Below are 22,129 nucleotides of genomic sequence, written 5' to 3'. Positions count from 1 at the left end.
TCAGCCGCGATAGTGGTTCAGCACATAGACGCGAATGGCCGAGGCCAGGCCCATATCCACACCACGGGCCGAATCAATTTCGGCGGCCAACACATTGATTGGTTTGCCTTTTATCGTGGCGATGTCGCGAAAGGCCTGCCAGAACTCATCCTCCAGCGACACACTTGTGCGGTGACCGCGCAGGGTGAGGGAGCGTTTGACAGGCCGGCCACTCATTCGTCGCGCTTGTGCTGGTCAATGGCGTCGCGTGCCTTGTCGGTGCGCGCCTTTTCCAGCTCTTTTTCCGCCTTCGTGCGGCCAAACCGGGCCACGTTTTCATCAGCGCGCGCCTTCTGATCAGCCCGCGACTTGGCCTTGCGATACCGGTTCAGGTTGACCGGCTCTGCCATCACTTGGGCCCGATCATGTTTTCAGGGCGCACCACGCGGTCAAAGGTTTCTTCGTCCACAAACCCGAGGGCAATCGCCTCTTCCTTGAGGGTGGTGCCGTTTTTGTGGGCGGTCTTGGCGACCTTGGTGGCATTGTCATAGCCGATTTCCGGGGCCAGCGCGGTGACCAGCATCAGACTTTCGCGCATCAGCTTGTCGATCCGCGTCTCATCCGCTTGCAAGCCGTCCACCAGATTGTCGGTAAACGCGGCACAGGCATCGCCGATCAACTGCATGGACTGCAGCACGTTATAGGCCATCATCGGTTTGTAGACATTGAGCTCAAAATGCCCCTGGGATCCGGCGAAGCCCACGGCAGCATCATTGCCCATCACATGGGCGCAGACCTGCGTCAGCGCCTCGCATTGGGTCGGATTAACCTTACCTGGCATGATCGATGATCCGGGCTCGTTTTCCGGCAGGACCAGCTCCCCCAGACCACAGCGCGGACCGGAGCCGAGCAGGCGAATGTCGTTAGCGATCTTGAAGAGCGACGCGGCCACGGTTTTCAATGCACCGGAGATTTCAACCATGGCGTCATGGGCGGCAAGTGCTTCGAACTTGTTGGGGGCCGTTACAAAGGGCAGCCCGGTGATTTCCGCCATATTGGCGGCCACCATCTTGTCCCAGCCCTTGGTGGTGTTGAGGCCGGTGCCCACGGCGGTGCCGCCCTGCGCCAGTTCATAGATGCGGCCCAGGGCGCCTTTGACGCGGGCGATTCCCATGGCGACCTGATGGCTGTATCCGGAAAATTCCTGACTCAGGGTCAGCGGCGTGGCGTCCTGCGTGTGGGTGCGGCCGATCTTGATGATGCCGTCGAATTGCTGAACCTTCTGTTCCAGCGCCGCATGCAGTTTGGCAAGACCGGGCAAGAGCACGTCATGTGCCGTCATCGCGGCAGAGATATGCATGGCCGTCGGGAAGGTGTCGTTCGATGATTGCCCCATGTTGCAATGATCGTTTGGGTGCACGGGGTCCTTGGAGCCGATCTGACCACCAAGGATTTCAATGGCGCGGTTGGCGATCACCTCATTGGCGTTCATGTTGGATTGCGTGCCGGAACCGGTTTGCCAGACAACCAGAGGGAAGTTGTCATCGAGCTTGCCCGCCACAACTTCGCCTGCCGCCTCAACAATGGCATTGCCGCGCTCTGCGTCGAGCTTGCCCAGTTCCATATTGGCCTGCGCACAGGCCTTCTTGATCACACCAAGCGCACGTACGATGGCCACGGGCTGCTTTTCCCAGCCGATCGGGAAATTCATGATCGAGCGTTGCGTCTGCGCGCCCCAGTATTTGTCGGATGGCACTTCGAGGGGTCCAAAACTGTCGGTTTCGGTGCGGGTCTGGGACATGTCAAAGCTCTCCTTAGTCGTTTGCACCGTCATACCCGACATCTCGGAAAGTGCAATCACAGGGAAAGGAACAACCGACCTGGCGGTTGCAGCGCGCTACTTGCGGAAACTATCGAGGCTGACCACATCCGCTTCCGGCTTTTCATCCGCTTCCGGCTCTTCTGCGTCGGGTACCGGTGCTGCCGGGGCGTCCTCAGTGGCATCATCGTCATCCTGATTCTCGAACCTGAGGCCAAATTCGACAGACGGATCGACGAAGGTTTCGATGGAATCGTAGGGCACGTAGAGGTTCTCCGGCGCATCGCCGAAATTCAGCGTGACGGAAAACCCGTCATCGGTAACCGTCAGATTGTCGAACCAGTGCTGCATCACCACGGTCATTTCACTGGGGTAGCGCTCCTTCAACCAATCGGCCAGGTTTGCATCCGGGTGGGTGGTGTCGAAGGTGATGAAGAAATGATGCGCCCCGGGCAGGCCATTATCGCGGACATCTTCCAAAACGTCTTGGATCAGGCCACGCATGGCCCGGTGCATCAGGTTTCCATAGTCGATCGAGCGAGACATCTTGTTCCCCGAGCTGCTTGCACTTCAGCATAGGGGATTCGACGCAAAACGAAAGACCTGCATCGTGCGGTGTCAGACGAAAAGATGTGCGAGACCGGCGATCCCTGCCATCACTGTCAGAACCACCAGCATAGGCAGACGTAAAACCAGAAACAAAACACAGGCGATGCCGACAAAGGCCGCGCTGAGCGGCAGGAAACTTGCAAGATCGGGCAGGGGGCCAAAGGGGCCACGCGTCACAGTGCCAAAGAGCACATGCATTGCAAACCAGACCGAAAGGTTGAGGATGACCCCGACAACGGCGGCGGATATTGCGGCCAGTGCGCCTTTGAGGCGGGGCCTGGCAAGGATGCTGTCGACATAAGGCGCCCCGGCAAAAATCCACAGGAAACACGGTGCAAATGTCACCCACAGGGTCACGGCCCCGGCGGCCAGCGCCAGCGCAACGCCGCCCTTTTGAAATCCTGCCAGAAGGCCCACGAATTCCGTTACAAGGATCAAGGGGCCGGGGGTGGTTTCGGCAAGACCAAGCGCATCGATCATCTGTTCGGTACTCAGCCAGCCCTTGGTGTCGACGACAGCTTGGGTCATGTAGGCCAGCACGGCGTAGGCCCCGCCGAATGTGACCACCGCCAGTTTGCTGAAAAAGACACCCAGCTCGACCAGAAACGTCGCCCCGGAGAGCCAGAGGAGGATGAGTGGGGTCAGCCAGACTGCACCCCAAACCAACACGGTTCGGAATGTGTCCGTGAGTGCGACGGTTGCGACTGCGGATGACGGGGTCTCAATCGGGTCGTGGCGCGTTGCGAGATATCCCCAAAGTGCGGCGGCTGCGATGATCAGCGGGAAGGGGACCGAGAAAAAGAAGATTGCGACAAAGCCCATGAGCGCCAGAAGCCAGCTGTCCCATCCTTTCAGGGCCTTGCGCGAGAGGTTCAGGAGGGCGTGAAACACAATCGCGATCACGGCGGCCTGAATGCCCAGAAAGACCGCCTGTACCAATGGCAGATCGCCGAAATACGCGTAACCAAGCGCCAGAAAGAGGATCACTGCTGCGCCGGGCAGAACAAAGAGCAACCCGGCCAACAATCCGCCCAGAATGCCCTGCAAGCGCCATCCGGCATAGGTGGCAAGCTGCATCGCTTCGGGGCCAGGCAGCAGCATGCAAAAGGACAAGGCGCCGAGGAATTGTTGTTCCCCGAGCCACTTATGCCGATCAACCAGTTCGGTGTGCATCAGGGAAATCTGTGCGGCGGGCCCGCCAAAGGATAAAAGGCCAATCCGACCGAACACGGGGAAAAGCTGCGACAGGTTAGGCTGCGTCATCGCATCAGGCCTTTTCCGTGGGCCAGTCGTGGCCTTCCTCAAACCCGTCACGTGCCCATCGGTAGAGCGCATCGTAAAGCGCCATGCCGGCAGTCAGCTGTGCCTGATCGTCCCGGTATTGCCGTGAAAGCCCTACGGACAGCGCCAGAAGACCCGCGGCTTGCGGGGCAAGGTCATGGCGGTTCGTATCCGCGCCGCGCACCACCGTGGCAAGGCGCATCAGGGCGTCAGTTTGCAGGCTGAATTCCTCGAGTATGGTGTCAAAGCTACACATCTCACCGCGATGTGACAAAAACACGTCAGGCACGTCGAAGGGCGTGGCACCGTAGCGCTCGGCCACGCCGGCGACCTCAGCGGGTGAGACAAAGAGGAACCGGGCGCTTGGGTCAATGAACCGCCGGATCAACCAGGGACAGGCGATGCGATCGACCTTGGGCCGGTGCCGCGTGACCCATAGCGTGCTCCCGCCCACAGGATTGGGCAGGCTGGCCGCAGGAATACGCGGCGCACCGGGCGTGTCGCGCCAGCCAAACATGCCGCCCGAGAGGTATTCAGCCGAAATCCCTTCGCTGCGCAGCCATGCGACCAAGCCCTGGCTCAGCTTGATGCCCTTTTGGCAGATAATTACACAAGCCTTGCCGTCCAACCGTTTGATAAGTCCGGGAATATCCGTGTGTGGGTGTCGAAACGATCCGGGGATCAGGTAGGGATCATCCTGATGATCAGGCTCAATGCAAATATCTACAATCGCGGGGCAATCGGGGATTCCGATCAGGCGCAGCAATTGGGCGGGTGTAATCTCATTAGGCGCAGGCATGGCACATCCTTCGGGTCAAGTGGTCCAGGATGCGACTTTGGGCTGACGCCTCACGGGGATGTCGCGTGTTACCCCATGCCGGATTTGTGCCGTGGGCGCAGGTTCAAGTCAATTAATTTTCCGCCGCCGTCAGTTTTTCGCCGCACAGGCACCCATGCATCGCGTCTGGCGGCAGTACGCCCAGTTGTTCAAATAATCCAATGAAATCAGCGTAGTTATAGGCGTGCTTGATCTGGCCCTCAGAGATCCGGCACATGGCCAGTCCAAACATCTGCACGGGTTTGTCGGTCTTACGGCACTTGGCCTGCACATTCATCAGAACCGAGACCTGATCGCCGGATTCCATGTAGTCATCGATGGTGATCCGGGTTTCCTTGATATGCCGCAGCATGGCTTGGGTGAAGACCTTGAAATCCGCGGGCCCCACATGAGGAGATTTCTCCAACCCCTGGATCGGGGCCTTGTTGGCCAGCAATTCATCAATGGCGCCAAGGTCTTCCTCAAGCCAGACCCTGCGATACCATGTTTCCAGCAATTCGCGTTTATCCATGACGTCCCCCAAAATTTCAACCATGGGGGCAGCGTAAAGCATCCGCACAACTTTTCAAAGAATGCGGGATTTGGGCGCGAAAATGGAGTGAAAGTGCAGGCTTCTGTTGCCAGGTGCCTGCGAACCCCGCCTAACCTGGCTAGAGGCTAGGGCTTAAAGTTTCGGTTTTTCCGACTGCTTACGCAGCAAGAGCTACCGGAGCACGATTGTCATTTGCAATTGTACTGTTCGGACCGATAACGGTGGTACCTCACCGGGACAAAGCATAACCCCTTTAGACGTTCGTCGATCCTATTTCGACCCCTAAGCCCTTCAAATGAAAGGGAATTTGGTGGAGTCGCCGGGTACCGCCCCCGGGTCCGATCCGCTTATTACGAGCGCGTTTATGTCCATAGTCCCGAAGGACGATCCATATATAGTCAGTGCGCGGGGATTTGCAAAGACGGGAAAGGGAAAATCGGGCGTTTTCATGGGTTTCAGGCGGTTTTGACAAATTGTCTTGATGGAAGTGCCTTGGCCATGCCAAGCTATGGTTGCCTGTCAGAGGGCATCCGATCCGCGGGAAGGGCCAAGCCTGTCTGAATAATGACTTTGACTACCTTTTGACCCTTCTTTCAGGTCCGAGGGCGCGGATACCGGACGCATTGAAAGGAGGTCGATCATGGCGATCACCCCACTTCCCGCGAACCCATCTTTCGAAAACCTCAGGAAACGTGCCAAATCGCTGCTCAAGGCGGTCAAGGCCGGTGACCCCGATGCCTTGGCGCAGGTGGGCCCGTATTTTGGCGATCCGGCCAAAATCGGCTTGCAACAGGCGCAGTTGGTGATTGCGCGGTCGCATGGGTTTTCCAGCTGGACCCGCCTCAAACGCCATGTGGACGGCGTGGCGGACGAAGGCGCGGATCAACTGGCCAATCGGTTTCTTGATCTGGTCACGTTGGTTTATGGCAATGAGCCCGATTTTGGACCGAAACGTTTTGAGCAGGCGGCGGAACTGCTGAAGGCCAATCCGGAGATTGCCGAGACCAGCATCTATACGGCAGCGGCGATTGGCGATGTCGCCTTGATCGATCGCTTGCTGGAGCGCGACCCGAGCCTTGTTAATAAGCGGGGCGGTTATTTTGATTGGTCACCGCTGATGTATGCGGCCTATGCGCGGCTTCCCGGTGCCTCGACGCTGGCGGCTGGCTTGCGCCTGCTTGAGCGGGGCGCAGACCCGAACGCCTATTACATGTGGGGCGGGCAGTATAAATTTACCGCGCTCACAGGTGTCTTTGGCCAGGGCGAGGGTGGGCCGGTCAACCAGCCAGAACATCCCGATTACGTAGCATTTGCCCGCGCGATGCTGGAGCGCGGTGCCAATCCGAATGACAGTCAGGCAGCGTATAACCGGTGTTTTGAGCCGGACAACACCTGTTTTGAACTGCTGTTGGAATATGGGCTAAGCGCCAAGGACAAGAGCAACTGGTATTTGGTGGAAGACGATACATTTACGCCGCATCCAAGTGAAACCATGCATTTCCATCTGATCCAGTCCATTCATCGCGGTTATCCGGAACGGGCGCAATTGCTGGTGGATCATGGCGTTGATCTGGAAAGGCCGGATGACAGCTACGATACCCGCACAAAGGGCAAGACGCCGTATCAGGCGGCCCTTCTGATGGGCGAAGACGCGATTGCCGAGATCCTCGAAAAGGCGGGGGCGGATACCACGGGTCTTTCGGCCGAGGATCAGTTCGAAGTGGCGTGTTTCAATGGCGATCTGGAAACGGCGCGGGCGATGCTGGCGGCCAACGAAAGCCTGATCTCAAGGGAGCGGCAGGTGAACCTGCTCCAGGACGCGGCCAAGAAACAGAACCAGGCGGCGGTGAAAACGATGATCGCGCTTGGGTTTGACGTCAACGGCAGGAGCGGCAATACCGCGTTGCATGAAGCGGCGTTCCGGGGCGATGTCGAAATCGCGCGGATTTTGCTTGATGCCGGTGCGGACCCGACAATCCGGGATGTGAATTACTACAGCACACCAATGGGGTACGCGATGCATGCCGGTAAGGACGAGATGATCGCGTTTTTGGACGCGCAGGAGATGGATATTTTCACCGCGGCGGTGCGGGGTAACCTTCCTCAGATCCAAAAGCGTCTGGCCGAGGATCCCGCCCGCATCAACCAGCGTTTTGGCACATACTTTCCGGATCAGGAGCTGCCGGAGAATGCATGGACAACGCCGCTTGTCTTTGCCGTGGCGGCGGATCGCGCGGATGTGGTGCAGTATTTACTGGATCAAGGTGCCGAAACCGACGTGGTCAGCGACAGCGGCATGTCCCTCCACTCGGTCGCGGAGCAGGACGCGGGCGATGCGGTCAAGGCGTTGTTGGCCGCCGCAGGGGCGCGTTAAGACATCGCGCTGACAAGCGCAGTCAGGGCCTGTGCCGGGTCGTCCGTGCGCCAAATCTCGTCCCCGATGCCGAAGAAATCGGTGATCGGGGCGAGGGTGCGGATGGTCTTCTCGTCCAGATGGCCTTCGGCCACCACGGGCAGTTCGATCATCTGGCTCCACCAGTCAAAAAGATCCGCATCGGCCTGTTTGCCATCCCCAAGGGCGGAGGCGCCGACCGGACCAAAGCTGATGTAGTCGGCCCCGGATTCGCCGGCATTCATGCCCTCGTGTCGCGAAGTGCCGCAGAAACTGCCCACAATGGCATCCGCGCCCAGTTCCTTGCGCGCGGCCCGCACCGAACGCGCGCCATCGGTCAGGTGCACGCCGTCCAGCCCAAGGCGTTCGACCAGCATCAGATGCGTGTCGATCACCAGCGCCACGTCGCGGGCATGGGTCACCTCGCGACAGGCATCGGCGGCCCGCGTAATCCGGTCTTCGTCACTGCTGGCAAGGCTCAGGCGCACGCAGGCCACGTCTTGCGCGTCCAACACGGCGGCCAATTGATCGGGAAACCGGCTCAGCTCCAATTCGGGCGGCGTGATCAGGTATATCTGCGGCTGCTCGGGGTCGGCCATATGTGCGCACTCCTGCACTGATTTGCGCCCCTATAGCGTGGAATATCGCCCCGGTCTATGTGTGATGGCGCTTACTTGGGCGGAAGCGTGGCAACAAATCCGAGGGCCAGATCAATCAGGCGCCGCCGGATGTCATCGTCGGCCATGGCGTCGTCATCGACCTCAACCATGCCGCCCATCTTGCGCCCGGTAAAGGCCAAGGGCGCAACACCGTCCAGCGTCAGGGCTGTGGCCTCGCTCTCCCTGCCAACACGGAACATCGCTCCGTCCGTATGCACGCCGCAGATCATGTTGCCATGCTGCAGGAATGCCATGCCGCCGAACATCTTTTTCTCCGTAAGGCCGGGCAGATCACCCAGCTCGCCACGCATAAGCTCGGCCAGTCCTTCGTCATAGGCCATTTGGCACCTCCCGTAGCGCATTTGAGGGTGTTTCGTGCGGCGAGGCAAGAGGCGGGGCTTTTCCTGATCCGGGCTTTGTCCTATGAGGCGGGAACGCAAAAGGAATGCCAGAGATGCCAACAGACCGCCCACAACCCGCCTTTGTGCTGGTGCGCCCGCAGATGGGCGAAAACATCGGTGCGGCCGCGCGGGCGATGTGGAATTTCGGGCTGGACCGGATGCGGGTTGTTGCACCACGCGATGGCTGGCCCAATCCCAATGCGGTGGCCATGGCGAGCGGGGCCGGGCGGCTCTTGGATGAGGCGCGGCTTTGTGCGGATGTGCCTGAAGCACTGGAGGATTGTCATTACGTGATGGCCACCACGGCGCGCGCGCGGGGTTTGACGAAGCCTGTTCTCAGCCCCGAACGCGCGATGCAGATCGCGGCGGAGAAGATCGCAGGCGGGGAAAAGGTGGCGGTGCTTTTTGGGCCGGAACGCGCAGGGCTTGAAAACGACGATATCGCGCGGGCCAATGCGATCATCAACGTGCCGGTCAATCCGGAATTTGCCTCGCTGAACTTGGCGCAGTGCGTGCTCTTGACGGCCTATGAATGGCAGCGCGCGCAAGGCGACGTGACCCATGAGCGGGTCGATATGGCCAAGACGGAATGGGCCGAGCAGATCGAGATTGAAAAGCTGTCGGAGCATTACGAGGCGCGCCTGAGCGAGGCCGGTTTTTTCTTCCCCGAGGCAAAGTCCGAGGGCATGAAGATCAACCTGCGCAACATGTGGAGCCGGATGCCGCTTACGCGCGCGGATGTGCAAATGCTGCACGGCGTGCTGCGGCAGATGGTCCGCTGGAAAAATCGCTGAGCACCAGCGCTTGAAGGGGGGCAGGGGCGCACTAGGCTCTGCCCAGAAGAAAGAAGGACGACGGCAGGATGAGCGGCAAGCGCAGTATTTTCGAAGAGGTTGGCGATGCGCCCGTGCGCGACACACCCAAGACCGGCATGATCGATCAGGGCCGGGGTGGGGCACGTGGTGCCATCCGCGCGTGGCTGATGGTGCTCTTTGCGCTGGTTGTGATCATGATTGCCGTGGGTGGGCTGACACGCCTGACCGATAGCGGGCTCAGCATCACCGAATGGAAGCCGGTGACCGGTGCACTGCCGCCCATGAGTGCTGCGGATTGGGACAGTGAATTTGCCAAATACAAGGAAATTCCCGAGTTTCAGGTGCAAAACAGCTGGATGGAACTCAGCGATTTCAAACGGATTTACTGGTGGGAATGGGGCCACAGGCAATTGGGCCGTGTAATCGGCCTTGTCTGGGCTGTCGGGTTCCTCTTCTTCCTTGTGACCAAGAAAATCCCCACCGGCTGGACCGGACGGCTGGCGATGCTGGGGGGTCTGGGCGGCCTGCAAGGCGCGATTGGTTGGTGGATGGTGGCCTCGGGGCTGGGCGCGGGCATGACCGATGTTGCCAGCTATCGCTTGGCGGTGCATCTGGGTCTTGCCTTTGTGATCCTGGGCTTCATTTCCTGGTATGTGTTCATGCTGGGCCGCGAAGAACGCGAATTGATGCAGGCGCGGCGCGGCAAAGAGGCCAAGCTATATGGCATGTCCACGGGCTGGCTGCATTTTGCCTTCCTGCAAATTCTGATCGGTGCATTGGTGGCGGGCATCGATGCCGGGCGCAGCTATACCGATTGGCCGCTGATGGGTGGGCAAATCCTGCCGCCAACGATCTGGATCGCCGAATTGGGCTGGCGGAACTTCTTTGAAAACCCAGGGCTGGTGCAATTCATCCACCGGATTACCGGCTATCTGTTGCTGGCCTTTTCCGTGGTCGTTTTCCTGCGCGGCAGGCGGAGTGCCAACGGCGCGACGCGCGTAGCCTTCAAGGCGGCGTTCATCGCGCTGCTGGCGCAGATCGTTTTGGGCATCATGACCGTGCTTTACGGCGCGCCCTGGCAGGTGGCGATTGTGCATCAGCTTTTGGCGGTGGCCCTTTGGGTGCTGATCCTGCGGGCGCGGTTCCTGAGCCTTTATCCACAGACACAATCCATTCGGGGAACATGACGTGAGTGCATTCGAAGAGTTGATGGCGCATCAGCGCGAGACCGAAGCGCTGAGCCAGATTGCCGGACGCCTTAGTTGGGATCAGGAAACCATGATGCCGCGCGGTGCAGCGCAACAACGGGCCGAGGAAAGCGGTGCGCTGGAGGCCGTGATCCATGCCCGCCGGACCGATCCGCGCGTCGGCGACTGGCTGGAGGCGGCGGAGGCCCCGGATCAGGCCGGGGCATCACAGCTGCGCTTGATACGTCACAGTTATGAACGCAACACCCGCGTTCCGGCCGATCTGGCCACGGCACTGGCTAAACTGGTCAGCCGGGCCCAGGGAGACTGGGCAGAGGCGCGCGGCAACGATGATTTCAAGGCGTTCCGGCCCGTATTGCAGGAAGTGGTCGACCTCAAACGCGAGGAAGGTCATGCCTTGGCGGATGGTGGCGATGTCTATGACGCGCTGATGGATGATTTTGAGCCGGGTGCCACCGGCGCGCAGTTGCAAGCGATGTTCGATGAAATGCGCCCCGGTCTGGTGGACCTGCGCCGCCGTGCACTGGCGCATCCGGAACGCCCTGCGGTCACCGGCAGCTATGACCCGCAGGTGCAGATGAAACTGGCGCGCGAAGTAGCCCGGCTGTTTGGGTACGATATGGCGCGCGGACGCCTCGACAAGGCGGTGCATCCGTTCAGTTCCGGCAGCGGGGATGACGTGCGCATCACCACGCGCACCAGCGAAGAAGACCCGTTCAACTGCCTCTACTCGACCATCCACGAGGTGGGGCACGCTTGTTACGAACAACGGATCGATCCGGCCTATGCATTGACGCCTCTGGGGCGCGGTGTGTCGATGGGCGTCCATGAAAGCCAGAGCCGGATTTATGAGAACCAGCTTGGCCGCAGCCGGGCCTTTTGCGGATGGCTCTACGGGCAAATGCGGGACCGCTTCGGCGATATGGGCGTTGCGGATGAGGATGATTTTTACGCCACGGTCAACCGGGTCTATCGCGGGTTCATCCGCACGGAGTCCGATGAGGTGCAATACAATCTGCACATCATGCTGCGGTTTGATCTGGAGCGCGCGTTGATCGCGGGAGATTTGGCACCCGCTGATTTGGAGGCCGCTTGGAATGACCGGTTTGAGGCTGATTTCGGGTATGGTGTGACCCGCGCGTCAGAGGGCTGTTTGCAGGATGTGCATTGGTCTGTGGGGCTCTTTGGGTACTTCCCGACATATTCCCTGGGCAATGTCTTTGCCGGCTGCCTGCACGAGGCGTTGCGCCGGGCGGTTCCGGATCTGGATACGCAATTGGTGGCGGGTGATTTGTCGGCGGCGACCGCGTGGCTGGGCGAAAATGTGCAACAGCATGGCGGGCTCTATGAACCCCGCGAAGTGATCACCCGCGCCTGTGGGGCCGAGCCCAGTGCCGCGCCGCTCATGGCATATCTTGAGGATAAATTCGGCGAACTTTATCCGGAATAACGCTTAGAATACGGCGTGATCCCCCAGATCAACGCTGATCTTGCCCAACAGAACGTCGGCATAGTAATCCCGCAAAGTCTCGGTGCCAAAGGACGGGGTGGCATCCGCGTCATACCCGCCGGTTTCCGGGTTCCAAAGTAGCATGGATTGCGTGCCGTAATAACGTCCGATCCGTGCCAGTTCCGCCTTGTCTGCGGCCCCTTTATGGACCCGGCCCAGAAGGCTGAGCCCCGCTATGATCGCGTTCATCGCAGCAATCGGCATCCGTTTGAACCGCGGCGTTTGCCCTGTGAGATCAAACAACATCTGCGCTTGTTCGCGTGGTGTGATCGCAGGGCCCGGCCCGCCAATGGGCAGGATGCGGTTTTGGCGGTCCGGGTCGGTCAGGCAACTGGCAATGAAACGGCCCAGATCGCCATCGCTGATCGGTTTGCAGCGTGTCAGATCGCCATCGCCAAACATGACAAAGGGCTTGCCGGACCGGACCCGTTCAATCTGGCCCGAAAGTGATTTGAAAAACGCGGTGGGTCGGACGATGGAATAGGTGAGGCCCGAGGCGATGAGTTCTTCTTCGAATTTCAGTTTGGCAATTTGAAAAGGCAGTTCTGGCTTTTGCACGCAGATGGCCGACAGGAGCACCATGTGCGGAACGCGGGCCTCCTGCGCAGCGGTCAAAATCCGGGAATGCGCCGTGTAGTCCACCGCCTCAGCGTCGCGGGCGAGACCGGTGCGGGAGGCCAGACACGATACCACCGCATCATAGCTGTCGCCCGCAAAAACATCGCGTTTGAGGCAAGTGGGATCCGTCACATCGCAATGACGCAGATCAACGTCCGTTGGCAACGCGGCGGGTTTGGTAGCCGCACTGCGCACCGCGCATGTCACCCGGTGCCCGGCGGCCAGCAATGCACGGGTTGTGGCCTGACCCGCCGTGCCGGTGCCGCCGATCATCAGCACGTGACGTGGGGGCGTTGAGATTGGCAGTTCGGGCATTCGGACATTCCAGTTGCGTCAGTCGCGCCACTAAAGCCGATTGCCTGCCTATTGCAAAGGGTGGGGTGCGACCTGCGGGTTAGATCACCAGTTGCATCAACGCATCCAGTTCGATCACCGGCTTGGCGCTCAGCGCGGCCTCGGATTGCGCCAGTGCGTCCAGCGGATCGTGTTCGTTTAATGCGCCGAAACTGTATCCCGTCACTGCCTCCAAATCCGCGATGCGCAGTTGAAAGGTCTTGAAGTCGCCAAACTCGAACCCTTCGGTGGATTCCACCAATCCGTCGTCCTGCAGCATTTTCTGGATCAGTTGTCCCTGGCTGAGCATATAGGCCGTGGCGTGCAGGCCGGTGCTGCCATCGGCGTTATCGGCCAGCATCGCGACCACCTTCCAGTAATGTGCGGGCAAAGGCGCGCCGGTATTCCCCAATTCCGGATCCTCGCGGGTATAGATAGGGCCTGTGAAAACACTTGCGCGGAACCCATGGGTTCGGGTGCTGTTGAGGATGTAATCCTCCAACCCCAGCCAGAGCGACCGGGAACGGTTGAATGAGGCATGTTGCGGGCTGGCATTGGTATAGTGATAGCTGTCGAGGTTCGAGCGGCGCGCCTCTTCTTCGGTGCCCCAGTTGGTGGCCAGACGGCGCACCAAATGACCCCGGTCAATGCGTGCGTGGCCGTAATCTTCGCGGTCCAACTGGATGTCGCGGGGGATGCGCAGATCGTGAAACCAGCTTCGGTTGTGGCGCTTGATGGCGCGAAACTGGCTGCCATCCAGATTGAAAGCCGCGACGGCAGGGCCCTTGTTGCGCGCACTGTAGAGAATGCCGAAGTGCTGGTAGCGCAGTTCATGCGGATTGTCGCATGTGGCGTCCGACGGCGCGGCCAGTTCCAGATCATCCGGCAGAACAGGCAGCGGAACATGCGTGCCCTCCAAAAACGCCGGATCATAGCCCGTGCGACCGGCGAAAAAGTCGGGGTCGTGTGTTTTGTCGGCGGACTCGGTGGCATCCTGACCGGTCAATGCGGCCACCGCATGGGTATGGGTCTGACCCGCCAGAATGGCCTTGAGCGTGCTGGCGCGCACGGCGCTGTTGCCCACGCCGTAACGCCCGGCAAAGTGCAGGCCCAGCACCGCACCTCTGTCCAGACTGATCAGGGGTGAGCCTGAATTGCCGCCCAGACTGGTACAATCATGACCCAAAATGCCCAGTTGATGCGCTGTGGTCAGGTAGCCGGGTGAAAAGCGTTTCACGTCGTAGAGACCTTTGAAATACGCATCCATGTGCTTCAATTCGTTGCGAGAATCGTATGCCGGGTAGCCGACCAGAGCGACCATTTCGCCGTTTTCTCCATCGCCATCGGCGAGCGGCAGGGCAGCGATGCTGCCCATGTCCGCGGTCTTTGCAATTCGCCCGATGGCCACGTCAGCGGAAATGTCATCGGCCAGATAGGTGAATTCTTCGATGGCAAAAATCCGCGTCGGATCCGGGTCCACGCCAACCTCTTCAACGAAATCGACCTGCGCGCCAAATAGAATGTTACCGGGTCCGCGCCCGTAAACGGCCTCACCGCGGAAATTCCGTCTGGCGACAAATTTGGCCACGTGCCGGTTGGTCACGACCAGTACATGATCCTGCGCGTCTTCGATCACCCAACCCGTGCCGCCCCATGTGCGATCATGGTTGATAAATTCGATCCGGCCAATCGAGGGCAGGAATTTTTCAATCCGCGTGACCTTGCCCGCAATATTGTCGGGGAAAAACGCACCCAACGTGGTTTTGCCCATCACCTTGTCGTTTTGCACCACCAAAGGTGGGCGGCCGACGATTTCGATAATTGCTTCCAGTTCGCCGGGCACCATGCCCGCGGATTCCAGACCGTCGGCAGGGGCTTTCAGGGCGGCCTTCAATCGGTCTGGTGTCAGGTTCATCTCCTCCAGCACCGGTGAGCCGGCGGACAGGCTGTCGAGCACCTTGTCAAAGGTGCCGTCCTGGGACATCCGGCCCAGATTTGCGATGCTCTCCTGCGTGCTGTGATTTGTCATTGGTCTGTCCTTCAGAAAGTCATGTGATGTTGGTGTCTGGCAGCGTGTTGAAATGCGCCATGACCGCAAGCGGCGCGGCCAGAAGGGGCGGGATATCCGCGTTGATTAGGTGATCCAGTGTCGGGCTTAGTGTGTCATTGGTTGGGGTTGCCCCGAGCCTTTTGCCAAACCGTTTGTCGAGCGCGTGCCATGCTTCTTGCGGGCTGCGCAGCGGGGTCGCCCAAAAGAGCAGTTGCGCGCGGGCGTCTTCGACCGGATCACCACCAGCGGCAATCCGTTTGGCGCGGTCCAATGTGACGCGGTCGGCATGGCCCTTGGTGCCGACCCAATAGGGCGGGCGGGTTTCGCCCCAGCACCACTCACCGGCGGCCACCCGGCGCCATCTGTCGGCGGCACGAGCAAGGCTGGGAAAATCCGGAATTGGGGAAAACGTGGCAAAACCGGTGGCCCATTCGGCGGTGAGCCCCAGGACGTCAAACCCTGTGGCAACATCTGCTGCGGTCAAGAACCGCGGGGGCAGGGCGGACATCACGGCGCCCAGTCTGGGGCTGTAGTGATCGGCGGCATCCCGGGGCAGGGCATGAGCCGCCTGAAGCCACTCTGCCGGTCGGGTGCTGTGCTGTGCATCCAGAAAGGCGCGAATTCGGGGGCCAAAGGGCGAGAGGCCTGCAAGACCAACTGCGTGGGACGGGGCCGAGAGACTGCGCGAGGTCAACCCATGGCGCGTTCGTTTGGCCAACACCATTTCGCGCGCCCGTTCCTGCGCCTGCCAGTCAACCAGCCCGTTATGGGCCAGAATGCCGCGCGCTAGAGACAATTGCGCAGGTTTGGCGGTTTCGGCCAGCGCGCAGATCAAGGCAAAATCAAGCGCGGATGCGGCCATGCCGATCCGGGCGGATCTCGTGGTGGCAGGTCAATGCCGCCCGCAGAAATGCCCGGTCCTGAAGGCGGGTGACAAGCGCATCGAAATGGTATTCCGCATGGATTTCCAGCAGAACACGGCCTTGCAGCAAGGGTGTCTCGACCACTGCCTCTTCCAACGCTGTGTCTGGTAGCGCGGACAGAAGCTTGCGTGCGGCGGACCAGCGACCGGTCAACCAATTGTAACACAGCATCAATCGGGCAACCGGACTGTCGGGATCGGGGCTTGCCTGCAACGCGTGACGGATCACGAACCCGGCCTCGCGCAGATCGCCCTTTTTGAGGAGCAAATCGAGGTCTGTGACCGCGCGGGCATCGTTTTGCGCCGCAATCGCAGATTGCCCTGCACGGCCAAAATCCGATCGCCGCCCCTGGGCGTGACGCACGGCATCGCGGGCCTCTTCGGGCAACTCCTCCAGCATAAACTCATCAAAACGCAGGGCGAGATCGGTGCGTATCGGGGGCAGCGGATGGCCCGCACGCACCAGTTGCAGCTGGTGGTAGAGATGTTCAAACGCGTCACGGCCTTTGAACCAATCGGCTGCCTTTTGATTGACCTTCGCGGCCCCGTCCGGATCGCCGGCGTAGATCAGGGGCAGGAAGGCACGGCGCACGTCGAGGCGGTGATGGGCCTGGTCCGCGCCGGGTTCGGCCATCACCAGCCAGTCTTGTGTCTTGAGGATGTCAAACGCCTCGCTGGCCTCTGCCGGGCTCAGCTTTGGTGCCACAACAGGGGCGACCACCTTGAGCAGGATATCCGGCGTGACCGCGTTGAGTAAAAGCGCCTCGGTGGCGACGGAGCGCAACGGGTCGGGCAGGCGCGACAGGATTGCACGGTACAGGTAGCCGCCGACGGTTTCGTCGGTGGCGTCCTTGGGTAAACTGCTCTGATCGAAGCCGTCTTCGGCCACCGCCTTGGTGGCCAGCAGCAGAAAGAGCGGATTGCCACGCGCCAGGGTCAAGACGTCTGGCCAATGCGCCTCTGGCACCCCGCGCGCACTCAGGAACCGCTTTGAGGCATAGTCAGAAAGGCCCGTGAGACGCATCGGTTTGCCGTGCATGCGTGCCGGGGCCGGTTCCAGTGCGTTGCCGCGCCCGGCGGCGATAATGGTGATTTTGTCGATGCCCGCCTGCGCCAGAAGATCGAGCTTTTCAAAGAGTGCCTCGATCCGTGTCTCTCCGGTGCTGCGCAGGACTTCGAGCGTATCAAGCACAATCAGAAGGCTGCGCCCCGAGGCCCGTACGGCGCGCGCCAATGTGTCGATCAGGGTTTCTTGCGGTTCGGTCTGGCTACTGTCAGTCACGGGCGCATCCTTGCCCGCGATTTTGAGCCGCAGTTCCCGCAGGGTCTTGGCCATCTCGGGCAGGCCATCCCCAACCTGGCGCGAGATTTCATCGATGAAGCTTTCGCGGTCCAGAACGTTCAGACCGGACCGGTCGAAATCGAGCCGTACAAAAATCGGCAAATGCGCCAGCCGGGCGTTTTGAATGGCCTGTTCCATCAGAAACGATTTGCCGATCCCGGCCATGCCGGAAATATAGAGCGCCTTGAGCGGTGGCTTGACCTGTGGTGCGGCGATCCATTTCGCCAGACGGGCCAATTCGGCCTTACGCCCGACAAACCCGTCACTCAGGATCGCGTCGGTGCGGTTCTCCGAGCGCAGACGGTTGAGCAACCCGCGCAATGCAACCAGCTTTTTGTGCCCCTTTGCGCGCGGTCCGGCGCGGTCCAGCGTACCAACGATGGCCGCCAGCGTTTTGGGGTCATCACATGTCGCCAGTGCCTCATCCAACCGCGCAGGGGCATAACGCCCCTTGCCTTTGAGAGCGTCGCAGATGGGTGTGTTGAAATTCGTATCCGGCGTTTTCTGAAGCAGGTCAGATGACAGGATTTTGCGCCGTGGGGCCGGACGCATGGACCAGAGCGGCGGGTCCGGATGCTGGGCCGGCAGTTTGGCACAATCCGGGCGCAGCATCGACAAGACACGCGCAATGCTCTGCGTGTCGTCCGGCGGGGTGCCGTGATTGGCCCAGATCAGCGCATCCACCGGGCGAAACCCGTCATGCAACGCCGCGTAGAGGCGCGCGCGGTCGTACAGCGTGGTGAGCTGGTCGGAAATCGGGATCAACGTATTCCCTCCATCAACCGCACGTGGCTGCGCAGCCGTTCAGCCACATTCGAGGCAATATCTGCCGGGTAGGCCCCGGCGATGGAGCTGAAATCCGCAAGCGCGATGGTGATCACGTGATCGACGACCATGTCGTTCCAGCCGAGGCCCAGATCATCGTTCATGGCCGACACGGTCTGGTGCAGGTCATCGCGGGTGAATTCGCCAATGAATTCAGTGAAGAGGCCGGGGGGACCGTGCTCGCGCGCCTCCATGATGGTTTCAAACTGGCGATCCACCAGGCTGAAGGTCTCGAAACCGGCCAGAACGATGCGCAGGTTGGGGCGGGTCAGAAGTTCGGCCACCAGATGTTCCATCTGAACCTGGGCGTTGCGGGACAGGCCGGAAGGCGGATTGTCGAAATAGTACCAATGGGTCTGGTCGCGGTCGCCCGCGCGCCGTTGCAACGCGTTGGCCAGTGTCTTGGCGCGGTCCTTGTCGGTGGCGGCAAGACTGGTTTCGCCCCGGCCGACGCCGGATGCCGCCTGCGGCGCGCCCGATTGGCCCAGAACCTGTCGCGCCACATCCCCCAACAGGTCGTCGCTGAGCAGATCGGTGGAAATCCGATGGGTTTCTGTGCGGCTGTCATGGGCCTGCAAATAGGCGTTCAGAATTTTGTAGCTGAACGACATGCCTGCTTCCTGGGTGGTGTCCATGCGCCGAACCCAGATGCCCCGCAGCGCCTTGGCGGTGTCTTCGGTGATGGCGGTCAGGGCGTCAAAAAACGGTTCGCGCCCGATGATCATGTGACTGTCTATGCTTTCATCGATGGACCAGAGGTAATCAGGCGCGCGGTCACCGCTCAGAATGTTTTTGAAATCACCATTCTCGGCGTATCTGTCAAACGGGACGATGCGCCCGTCGCGCCCAAGTGCCCCTTGATGGTGACCGATATAGGTGAAATCACCGTCAAATGCGGGCCCCCCGGATGAGCCGCCGTTGGTTTCAGCGTCATGCGGCAGGTACATGACCCGGGCCTCTTTCCGTTTGTAGCGCCCGATGGAATACCCGGTGTCCTTGCCTTCGGGGAAATGCACCAGCCAGAGCCGGTGAGTGCCCGGGGCCTTGGGCGGTGGTTTTTGCATGTCGAAATGGCCAAATTTGTGACGCCGGCCCAGTGGTTTGTAGATCCTGAGCAGGGCCACATCGGCGTGACTGTCATAGGCATCGTCGGGCGCGGGTTTGTTCTGCAACTCATTCTCATGCACCGGGGAGACAAAGATATGCCAGGCCGGATAATCCTTGCCATCCGCGGTGCGCACCATCAGCCGGGGCGCCTGATTGCGCAGGCCGGAGGAGGGGGCAAGGGCGTCGCGGATGACATGTGCCGCCGTCAGCACAAGGCGGCGCGAAATCAGGCCACCACTGCCCTTGACCGTATCGCCGACCACAATCCGGCACCGTCCGGTGCGCGCGGAATTGTTGAACGTTGCCAGGGCATCGGGATCGACGGTGTCATTTTCGACATCGTCGAAAATGGGTGGGACGAACCCGTTTTCGGGAATGAGGTCGATGCCGCGTGCGCGCAGGATCGACAGGAATTGCTGGTCGACCTCATCATTCTCCAGCGTTCCCGCCAAGACTTCTGCGGTGGAGCGTCCGCGAATGAGACCGGTATCGGCCAGTGTTTCGAGCGTATGCGGAAAGGGCCAGCCGTTGTAGATGGTTTCCAGCACCTGATCCACCAGAGCAGGATTTTCCTGAACAAGTGGTTCAAGCAGAGACGCGGGGAGAAGACGGGACATGGGTGCGCGCGTCCGACCGTCAGCCCGCCATTGGCGTTCTGAACTGCGGGGGGTGTGCCGGGTTTCGGGACGGGCACATCGTTGAAAAACGAGACGCAAAACGGGCGTCGAGTGACATAATAAAGCTCCTGAAATCTAAATCGTAAAAAAACCAATGGTTAATGATAGCCATAAATCGCGCGAATCCAAAGCGTTAGAATTCAACTGCAGGCAGAGAGTTGTAAAAGACCCAACTGTCGAATGAAAAACGGCGCCGCGGGGTGCGGCGCCGTTTCAGTGATTTACAAAGGGATGCGGATTATTCCGCGGGCTGTTCCGCCACGCCCAGCTTCTCACGCTTACCGTCCCGGTAGAGCGCTTTGGCCAGGGCGACACACATCAGACCCATGACCATGGTGAAGGGAAGCGCGCCGATGATCATCGCGTTTTTCAGCGCGTCCATCGGGTTGTTGTCTCCCGCCGCCAGGATCAGCGTGCCGATCACGAGGGTCAGGATGATACCCCAGATGATGCGGTGCTTGACGCCTGTTTCCTGGCTGCCGCCGGACATGATCGTGTTCATCACAAGGATGCCCGAGTCAGCCGATGTCACCAGGAAGGTCATGATCAGAACCACGCACATGATGGTCAGACCCGAGAGGAGCCCGCCTTCAATCATCACACCCAATGTCGCAAAGAGCTGGTTGGTTTGTGATGCACCGGAAATGGCGCCTTCTGCCGCGCCGCTGAGTTCCAGATCAATCGCCGTGCCGCCCAGGATGGTCATCCAGGCAAAGCAGACGAGGGCCGGGGCCAGCACGCAACCGATGATGAATTCACGCACGGTGCGCCCCTTGGAGATGCGGGCCAGGAAGAGGCCAACAAAGGGTGAGAACGCGATCCACCATGCCCAGTAGAAGGTGGTCCAGGCAGATTGCCATCCGAACTGACGACCATCATTGCCTGCGGCATAAACCGCCATAAGGGTTTCTTCATCAAGCTCCGCTGCCGCACCTTCAAGGCCGGATTTGAAGCTGTCGAAGCTGCCCCATGGGCCAGTGGCGCCTGCCATCAGATCCGCGGCCAGTGGCTTGGCGGCCTCTGGCAGAGCGGCGGCAAAGTCGGCGGCCGATTGTGGGCCATAGGCGCCAAAGCTCAGCGAGAAGAAGTTGATGATATAGTCCACCAGCGCCGAGCCATAGGTTGTCATCGCAAAGACGAACGAGCCGAAGAAGACGAAGGTGAAGAGCAGGATCAGCGACAGAACCAGGTTGAGGTTCGACAGGTATTTAACGCCCCGTCCCACACCCGACACCGCCGAGATGATCGACATGGTCATGATCGCCAGAAGACCGGCAATCAGGCCTGCTTTGGACGGTGTTGGCACTTCGCCGCCCATATCCATGATCCATTCCACACCGGTGATCGCATAGACACCGTCGATGAACTGGCTCACGCCAAAGCCGATGGTGACCGACACGCCGAGGATGGTGGCAACCACACCCAGAACGTCAACGATATGGCCGATCGGGCCGTTCACGGCACTGCCCAGAAGCGGGGTCAGCGCAGAGCGGATCGTCAGCGGCATGTCGCGCGTGTAGGCGTAGTAGGCCAGGCTCAGGCCCGTGACCACGTAGATCGACCAGGCGTGGAAACCGTAATGGGCAAAGACGTAGCGGTAGGCCGATTTGACGGCCTCTTCGGTGCTACCGGTAACTTCGCCTGCGACGACCACGGGGTTGGATCCCCAGAGACCCAGAGGTTCCGCGGTGGCAAAAACCATCAGACCCACGCCCAGACCGGCGCCGAACATCATCGAGAACCAGGAGAAGTTCGAGAATTCCGGTGCCTCACCCGGTGTGCCCATCACCTTGCGGCCCGATTGCGGCAGGATCGCCACGACCAGCAGGAAGAAGGCAAAGAAGCCGACAATGACGATGTAGAATTGATTGAAGATTTCCAGCAATTGGCCGTTCAGGCTCCCGAGGGTGCCATTGGCATTTGCAGGAAACACGAGCGCCCATAGAACGAGCGCCACCATGATGCCTTTGGAGATCAGAGCAATGGGAAGGCTGTTGTCTTTATAGAACCCTTCCGGCTGCTTCTTGATCTCAACATCCGTAAATGGAGGATTGATTGACATGATTTGTCCCTGTTTTCGTTTCGCGAAATGGGAAACTCAACCGGATCTACGTAAGAAACACGTGCTTAATCACCACCCTATGCCTGTTAAGGCCTCCCATACGCACGAGTCTCTCACGAAGAACACGCGACAAAGGGGGGCATTTGCGGC

Annotated in this window: 19 protein-coding genes and 1 other RNA gene; 4 read left to right on the top strand and 16 right to left on the bottom strand. The window is 60.1% G+C overall.

Features of this window, described 5'->3' with window-relative positions; genetic code table 11:
- The 8 genes from ACZ1HJ_RS15270 to ssrA form a co-directional block, all read right to left on the bottom strand.
- Entirely contained in the window at positions 1-216 is a 216-nt protein-coding gene (locus ACZ1HJ_RS15270) for a ribbon-helix-helix domain-containing protein (protein ID WP_472719506.1), read from the bottom strand.
- Positions 213-389 (bottom strand): DUF4169 family protein, encoded by a 177-nt coding sequence (locus ACZ1HJ_RS15265; protein ID WP_472719505.1) that lies wholly within the window; start codon positions 387-389, stop codon positions 213-215. The genes ACZ1HJ_RS15270 and ACZ1HJ_RS15265 overlap by 4 nt, the downstream gene beginning before the upstream one ends.
- Complete coding sequence (gene fumC / locus ACZ1HJ_RS15260) at positions 389-1,780, bottom strand: class II fumarate hydratase (protein WP_472719504.1); 1,392 nt, start codon at positions 1,778-1,780, stop codon at positions 389-391. Before fumC ends, ACZ1HJ_RS15265 begins: the two co-directional genes overlap by 1 nt.
- A gap of 96 nt (positions 1,781-1,876) precedes the next feature.
- On the bottom strand, positions 1,877-2,344 hold the full coding sequence (locus ACZ1HJ_RS15255; RefSeq protein ID WP_472719503.1) for an SspB family protein: 468 nt from the start codon (positions 2,342-2,344) through the stop codon (positions 1,877-1,879).
- Between the two features lie 72 nt (positions 2,345-2,416).
- Positions 2,417-3,670, bottom strand: coding sequence for a chromate efflux transporter (gene chrA, locus ACZ1HJ_RS15250; RefSeq protein ID WP_472719502.1), 1,254 nt, complete (start codon positions 3,668-3,670; stop codon positions 2,417-2,419).
- Positions 3,671-3,674: 4 nt separating this feature from the next.
- On the bottom strand, positions 3,675-4,487 hold the full coding sequence (locus ACZ1HJ_RS15245) for a chromate resistance protein ChrB domain-containing protein (protein ID WP_472719501.1): 813 nt from the start codon (positions 4,485-4,487) through the stop codon (positions 3,675-3,677).
- Positions 4,488-4,599: 112 nt separating this feature from the next.
- Entirely contained in the window at positions 4,600-5,037 is a 438-nt protein-coding gene (locus ACZ1HJ_RS15240) for an ester cyclase (protein ID WP_472719500.1), read from the bottom strand.
- Between the two features lie 92 nt (positions 5,038-5,129).
- Positions 5,130-5,482: a transfer-messenger RNA gene (gene ssrA / locus ACZ1HJ_RS15235) on the bottom strand.
- 216 nt (positions 5,483-5,698) lie between these two features.
- On the opposite strand from ssrA, the gene ACZ1HJ_RS15230 reads away from it, so the two are divergent.
- Complete coding sequence (locus ACZ1HJ_RS15230; RefSeq protein ID WP_472719499.1) at positions 5,699-7,432, top strand: ankyrin repeat domain-containing protein; 1,734 nt, start codon at positions 5,699-5,701, stop codon at positions 7,430-7,432.
- On the opposite strand, the gene ACZ1HJ_RS15225 is transcribed toward ACZ1HJ_RS15230, so the two are convergent.
- Positions 7,429-8,049: a thiamine phosphate synthase gene (locus ACZ1HJ_RS15225; protein ID WP_472719498.1), complete on the bottom strand. Its 621-nt coding sequence runs from the start codon at positions 8,047-8,049 to the stop codon at positions 7,429-7,431. The genes ACZ1HJ_RS15230 and ACZ1HJ_RS15225 overlap by 4 nt on opposite strands.
- 71 nt (positions 8,050-8,120) lie before the next feature.
- Positions 8,121-8,450 (bottom strand): TfoX/Sxy family protein, encoded by a 330-nt coding sequence (locus tag ACZ1HJ_RS15220; RefSeq protein WP_472719497.1) that lies wholly within the window; start codon positions 8,448-8,450, stop codon positions 8,121-8,123.
- 113 nt (positions 8,451-8,563) lie between these two features.
- On the opposite strand from ACZ1HJ_RS15220, the gene ACZ1HJ_RS15215 reads away from it, so the two are divergent.
- The 3 genes from ACZ1HJ_RS15215 to ACZ1HJ_RS15205 all read left to right on the top strand — a co-directional run bounded on the left by ACZ1HJ_RS15215 (position 8,564) and on the right by ACZ1HJ_RS15205 (position 11,983).
- Positions 8,564-9,304 carry an RNA methyltransferase gene (locus tag ACZ1HJ_RS15215; protein WP_472719496.1) on the top strand — a complete coding sequence of 247 codons (741 nt, stop codon included), beginning with the start codon at positions 8,564-8,566 and terminating at the stop codon, positions 9,302-9,304.
- A 68-nt stretch (positions 9,305-9,372) separates the two neighbouring features.
- Positions 9,373-10,512, top strand: a complete 1,140-nt coding sequence (ctaA, locus tag ACZ1HJ_RS15210; protein WP_472719495.1) for a heme A synthase — start codon at positions 9,373-9,375, stop codon at positions 10,510-10,512.
- 1 nt (position 10,513) lies between these two features.
- Positions 10,514-11,983 carry a carboxypeptidase M32 gene (locus ACZ1HJ_RS15205; RefSeq protein ID WP_472719494.1) on the top strand — a complete coding sequence of 490 codons (1,470 nt, stop codon included), beginning with the start codon at positions 10,514-10,516 and terminating at the stop codon, positions 11,981-11,983.
- Between the two features lie 3 nt (positions 11,984-11,986).
- Here the strand turns inward: ACZ1HJ_RS15205 and ACZ1HJ_RS15200 are convergent, their stop codons facing one another.
- The 6 genes from ACZ1HJ_RS15200 to ACZ1HJ_RS15175 all read right to left on the bottom strand — a co-directional run bounded on the left by ACZ1HJ_RS15200 (position 11,987) and on the right by ACZ1HJ_RS15175 (position 21,979).
- Complete coding sequence (locus ACZ1HJ_RS15200; RefSeq protein ID WP_472719493.1) at positions 11,987-12,976, bottom strand: NAD(P)H-binding protein; 990 nt, start codon at positions 12,974-12,976, stop codon at positions 11,987-11,989.
- A gap of 79 nt (positions 12,977-13,055) precedes the next feature.
- A complete protein-coding gene (locus tag ACZ1HJ_RS15195) occupies positions 13,056-15,023 on the bottom strand; it encodes a DNA/RNA non-specific endonuclease (RefSeq protein ID WP_472719492.1) in 1,968 nt (655 codons plus the stop codon).
- A gap of 19 nt (positions 15,024-15,042) precedes the next feature.
- Entirely contained in the window at positions 15,043-15,906 is an 864-nt protein-coding gene (locus ACZ1HJ_RS15190) for a hypothetical protein (protein ID WP_472719491.1), read from the bottom strand.
- Positions 15,887-18,073 carry an ATP-binding protein gene (locus ACZ1HJ_RS15185; protein WP_472719490.1) on the bottom strand — a complete coding sequence of 729 codons (2,187 nt, stop codon included), beginning with the start codon at positions 18,071-18,073 and terminating at the stop codon, positions 15,887-15,889. The genes ACZ1HJ_RS15190 and ACZ1HJ_RS15185 overlap by 20 nt, the downstream gene beginning before the upstream one ends.
- Positions 18,070-19,857 carry a trypsin-like serine peptidase gene (locus tag ACZ1HJ_RS15180; RefSeq protein WP_472719489.1) on the bottom strand — a complete coding sequence of 596 codons (1,788 nt, stop codon included), beginning with the start codon at positions 19,855-19,857 and terminating at the stop codon, positions 18,070-18,072. The genes ACZ1HJ_RS15185 and ACZ1HJ_RS15180 overlap by 4 nt, the downstream gene beginning before the upstream one ends.
- Positions 19,858-20,155: 298 nt before the next feature.
- Positions 20,156-21,979: a BCCT family transporter gene (locus ACZ1HJ_RS15175; protein ID WP_472719488.1), complete on the bottom strand. Its 1,824-nt coding sequence runs from the start codon at positions 21,977-21,979 to the stop codon at positions 20,156-20,158.
- Positions 21,980-22,129 lie beyond the last annotated feature (150 nt).

Source organism: Roseovarius sp. JB2-10, assembly GCF_055693585.1.
This window is presented reverse-complemented; position numbering and strand designations above follow the sequence as displayed.

Excerpts from the sequence above, each read along its gene's own strand:
- ACZ1HJ_RS15265 (WP_472719505.1), bottom strand. The coding sequence starts at position 389 with ATGGCAGAGCCGGTCAACCTGAACCGGTATCGCAAGGCCAAGTCGCGG.
- ctaA (WP_472719495.1), top strand. The coding sequence starts at position 9,373 with ATGAGCGGCAAGCGCAGTATTTTCGAAGAGGTTGGCGATGCGCCCGTG.
- ACZ1HJ_RS15190 (WP_472719491.1), bottom strand. The coding sequence starts at position 15,906 with ATGGCCGCATCCGCGCTTGATTTTGCCTTGATCTGCGCGCTGGCCGAA.
- ACZ1HJ_RS15230 (WP_472719499.1), top strand. The coding sequence starts at position 5,699 with ATGGCGATCACCCCACTTCCCGCGAACCCATCTTTCGAAAACCTCAGG.
- ACZ1HJ_RS15225 (WP_472719498.1), bottom strand. The coding sequence starts at position 8,049 with ATGGCCGACCCCGAGCAGCCGCAGATATACCTGATCACGCCGCCCGAA.
- ACZ1HJ_RS15220 (WP_472719497.1), bottom strand. The coding sequence starts at position 8,450 with ATGGCCTATGACGAAGGACTGGCCGAGCTTATGCGTGGCGAGCTGGGT.
- ACZ1HJ_RS15175 (WP_472719488.1), bottom strand. The coding sequence starts at position 21,979 with ATGTCAATCAATCCTCCATTTACGGATGTTGAGATCAAGAAGCAGCCG.
- ACZ1HJ_RS15200 (WP_472719493.1), bottom strand. The coding sequence starts at position 12,976 with ATGCCCGAACTGCCAATCTCAACGCCCCCACGTCACGTGCTGATGATC.
- ACZ1HJ_RS15255 (WP_472719503.1), bottom strand. The coding sequence starts at position 2,344 with ATGTCTCGCTCGATCGACTATGGAAACCTGATGCACCGGGCCATGCGT.
- ACZ1HJ_RS15180 (WP_472719489.1), bottom strand. The coding sequence starts at position 19,857 with ATGTCCCGTCTTCTCCCCGCGTCTCTGCTTGAACCACTTGTTCAGGAA.
- ACZ1HJ_RS15215 (WP_472719496.1), top strand. The coding sequence starts at position 8,564 with ATGCCAACAGACCGCCCACAACCCGCCTTTGTGCTGGTGCGCCCGCAG.
- fumC (WP_472719504.1), bottom strand. The coding sequence starts at position 1,780 with ATGTCCCAGACCCGCACCGAAACCGACAGTTTTGGACCCCTCGAAGTG.
- ACZ1HJ_RS15195 (WP_472719492.1), bottom strand. The coding sequence starts at position 15,023 with ATGACAAATCACAGCACGCAGGAGAGCATCGCAAATCTGGGCCGGATG.
- ACZ1HJ_RS15270 (WP_472719506.1), bottom strand. The coding sequence starts at position 216 with ATGAGTGGCCGGCCTGTCAAACGCTCCCTCACCCTGCGCGGTCACCGC.
- ACZ1HJ_RS15245 (WP_472719501.1), bottom strand. The coding sequence starts at position 4,487 with ATGCCTGCGCCTAATGAGATTACACCCGCCCAATTGCTGCGCCTGATC.
- chrA (WP_472719502.1), bottom strand. The coding sequence starts at position 3,670 with ATGACGCAGCCTAACCTGTCGCAGCTTTTCCCCGTGTTCGGTCGGATT.
- ACZ1HJ_RS15240 (WP_472719500.1), bottom strand. The coding sequence starts at position 5,037 with ATGGATAAACGCGAATTGCTGGAAACATGGTATCGCAGGGTCTGGCTT.